The organism is Armatimonas sp. (assembly GCF_043760365.1).
Taxonomy (GTDB): Bacteria; Armatimonadota; Armatimonadia; order Armatimonadales; family Armatimonadaceae; genus Armatimonas.
In genome coordinates this window covers 1-3088 of sequence record NZ_JAYUPA010000866.1, presented here as the reverse complement: position 1 = coordinate 3088, position 3088 = coordinate 1, and the positions used below count along the sequence as shown (strand labels likewise).

Sequence of the window (3088 nt, the reverse complement as noted above, 5' to 3'; positions counted from 1 at the left end):
GCTCCAGCGCGGCGTGCACTTTGGGGAGAAATTCGGCGGCAATGGCCTCGTGAACCAGCAGTGTGTCGAGCGAGTTGCAGACACTGGGGCGGCGGCACTTGGCGTTGGCGATCACGGGGATGGCGCGCTCCAGATCAGCGCTCTCATCCATGAACAAGTGGCATACCCCGATACCGCCGATAATCACGGGAATCGTGCTATTCTTGCGGCAGAAGTCATGGAGTCCCGCGCCGCCACGCGGAATAATCATATCTACGAACTCATGCAACTGAAGCAGCTCCTGCACAAGAGCACGGTCCGGACTGGCGATAAGCTGGACGGCATTTTCAGGCAACACGCTCTGCAGGGCGGCAACCAGCGCTCCGTTGGTTCGCAGAGTCTCCGAGCCGCCGCGCAGTATCACCGCATTTCCCGTCTTGAGCGCTAGGCTCGCAATATCCACCGTCACATTGGGCCGGGCCTCGTAGATCACGCCCAGCACCCCGAGCGGGACGCGCCGCTGGTGGAGCTTCAGGCCGCTCGGGAGAGCGCTTTCGTTAAAAATAGCGCCGACGGGATCGGGGAGTGTGGCGACGGCGCGGACATCGCCCGTAATCGCAGCCAGCCGCGCCTTGGTGAGCGCCAGGCGGTCTAAAAGTGCGTCGGAGGTGCCGTTTGCTTTTGCCGTCTCCAGGTCGGAGGCGTTGGCGGTGAGAATGGCTTCCGCGCGGGCATCTACGGCATCGGCTAGGGCGAGCAGGAGCGCATTTTTCTCGACGGTGGTCTTCTGGGCAAGCGCACGGGACGCGGTTTTTGCCGCCGCCCCAAGGGCATTCAAGTCAACAGTCATAGCAGCACCAGATTATCAGAACCCATTCAGCTTCGCTTAAAAAAATAAAAGACGCCGGGAAAATTTCCCGGCGTCTTTTGTTTGGAGTGGAGGATAGCGGGATCGAACCGCTTACCTCTTCAATGCCATTGAAGCGCTCTCCCAGATGAGCTAATCCCCCAAGGTCGCGAGGGAAATTCTATCGCAGAAAAAAAAACTCCGCAAGTGGCAAACGTAAATTTGCTTATTTGGGTATAATCATACCCGGAGGATTTTTCATGAAAAAATCAATTGCCGCTGTACACCTCTCGGTGGAAGCGCTGAAGAAAGCAACGACGGAGCTAGGGGACAAGGCGAGCTGGTCGCCCTCAGATAAAGGCCGCACGGCACTGGATCAAGTGGCGGAATGCGCCCTGATCACGGGGGCGTGTGTCGGCATCATTCAACAGAAATCGGTTCCTGAAATTGACTGGGCTGTCTTTTCTGAGAATAAAATCAAGCTGGCCGCCGACGCCGATGCCGCCTTTGCTTCCTTGACCAGCAATACCGAAGGCCTTGTTGCTGCGCTTGAAGGGCTCTCGACGGAAGACGCCGCTATCGAAGTGACGATGCCCTGGGGCGCGACCTACACTCTGGCCGGGCTCGCGGATGTGGTGTATTGGAACAACACCTACCACGAAGGTCAGATCAACTACATCTCGACACTGGTGTAATGTTTATCTGGAGGCAGCGTACGCACGGACTCTGCCTCCAGACAATGCCTGAGAGTTTTAATCCTGCCGGAAGAAATCACCCAGAAGCCAGCCGACAATAAAGCTGATGAAGATCACATTGCCTCCCCAGAGGAGCGTCTGTACTGTTCCCCACTGCACTGTCCAGGAGATGGCGAAGAAGCAGGTGAGGAGCGCAACTGCCCCGTAGAGACGCAGGCGGGATGCCGTGAGAGCTTCCTGGAACAGGGAGACTCCCAGATGCATGAGAGCAGCGGCCCAGAAGAAAAGCAGCCCCACCACAATGACGAGGATTCCAAAAGGGGGCGCGTGAGGGCCAGCGGAGCCCGAGAGAATCAAGTCGTCCTCGATGCGGCGAATGGCTCCTGTGATAGTCATGGTCGCTCCCAGCAAAGCCCCCGCGAGCGCCATACAGCTCACGTAGGGCCAGCTCCAGGAAGTCACAATCGGCAACACATTGGGGGCCGATGATGGAACCAGATTGAGACCGGCAAAGATCACGATCAAAAAAGTGCCAAAGTAGCCGAAAAATCCCACCAGAACGAGGGTTAACGAGCGCTTGTCGGGCGGCATCGTGGCTGTTAGTGGGGTGCGTGGGCGCGCGCTGTACTGCGGGGGCGGACGACGTGTGGGTGTGCTGGGAGTGTAGCCCCCAGAGTTGCTCTGCGGCCCCACGGTTTGGCGGGCGATCCGCTCGATCTTCTGCTGGACACTGGCACGCCGTGGGTCGTGCTGGCTCGCCATTGTGTAGTGCCGGAGGGCATCCGTGTGGCGCTCCTGGTTGCGGCTGACATCGCCCATGACTTCCCAGGCGGCGGCGTTTTTTTTGTTGTAGTGCAGCGCCTGCTCCGCTAGGCTCCGTGCCTCAGCCATTCGGTTGCGGCTAAAGGCGATCTGGGCCTGCTGCAAAAGCCGGTCCGACTCCTGGGTGGCGGTAGTGGCACTTTGTTGCGGGGGTGTGGATGAAGCGGGGCGTGGCCCGGCGGGGTGATTGACAGGACCGGCGGACTTGAAATTGGTTTGCCGTTGCCGCAGCGTGCGCTCCGCATCATAGACACGGCGCGACTCGGAATCATTGAGCACGCGGTACGCTTCGGCAATTGCGGAAAACTGCAGGGCGGCGTGTGGGCCTGAGTTTACATCCGGGTGATGCTTGCGCGCGAGGGCCCGGTACTGCTTCTTGATTTCCTCAAGGGAAGCCGTCTCCGGCAGACCTAGAACTTCGTAGTGTGTTCGCTCCGGCATAAATATACTAAAGCCAATTATACCCCGGGAGCGACGCAATATTTAGGGGGAAGTGTTGCGACACGCGGGCCGTACTCCTTATGGCTGCTGCTTCCGCCCTGACCAGGTTCGAAGCCGACCCGCTGCCGTGCGGTTATTCTATCGCTCTAAATGAACTTTTTCCAGATTATGTTTGTAGTTAACGTATGACGCGAAAGAAATTATTTTTATCGGGCGTGGGGGCGCTCTTCCTGGAAAGTGCACAGGCCCAGGAGAAGCCCGCTGCCGAGAAGCCAACGTACGAGAAAGTGCCAGAGCTGATCGG

The 3088-nt window shown here is 58.4% G+C and carries 3 protein-coding genes and 1 tRNA gene; 1 reads left to right on the top strand and 3 read right to left on the bottom strand.

All coding sequences use genetic code 11. The features are described 5' to 3' along the window. Both ACH2EH_RS21525 and ACH2EH_RS21520 read right to left on the bottom strand, forming a co-directional pair. A partial coding sequence (locus ACH2EH_RS21525; RefSeq protein WP_395144962.1) for a glutamate-5-semialdehyde dehydrogenase occupies positions 1 to 829 on the bottom strand: 829 nt, incomplete at its 3' end. Between the two features lie 87 nt (positions 830 to 916). Beyond that, positions 917 to 989: transfer RNA gene (locus ACH2EH_RS21520), tRNA-Ala, on the bottom strand. A 97-nt stretch (positions 990 to 1086) separates the two neighbouring features. Between ACH2EH_RS21520 and ACH2EH_RS21515 the strand changes: the two genes are divergently transcribed. Beyond that, positions 1087 to 1521 (top strand): hypothetical protein, encoded by a 435-nt coding sequence (locus ACH2EH_RS21515; RefSeq protein ID WP_395144961.1) that lies wholly within the window; start codon positions 1087 to 1089, stop codon positions 1519 to 1521. A gap of 57 nt (positions 1522 to 1578) precedes the next feature. On the opposite strand, the gene ACH2EH_RS21510 is transcribed toward ACH2EH_RS21515, so the two are convergent. Next, the gene (locus ACH2EH_RS21510; protein WP_395144959.1) at positions 1579 to 2784 is read right to left on the bottom strand and encodes a DnaJ domain-containing protein; all 1206 of its coding nucleotides are present in this window, start codon (positions 2782 to 2784) and stop codon (positions 1579 to 1581) included. Between the last annotated feature and the right edge of the window lie 304 nt (positions 2785 to 3088).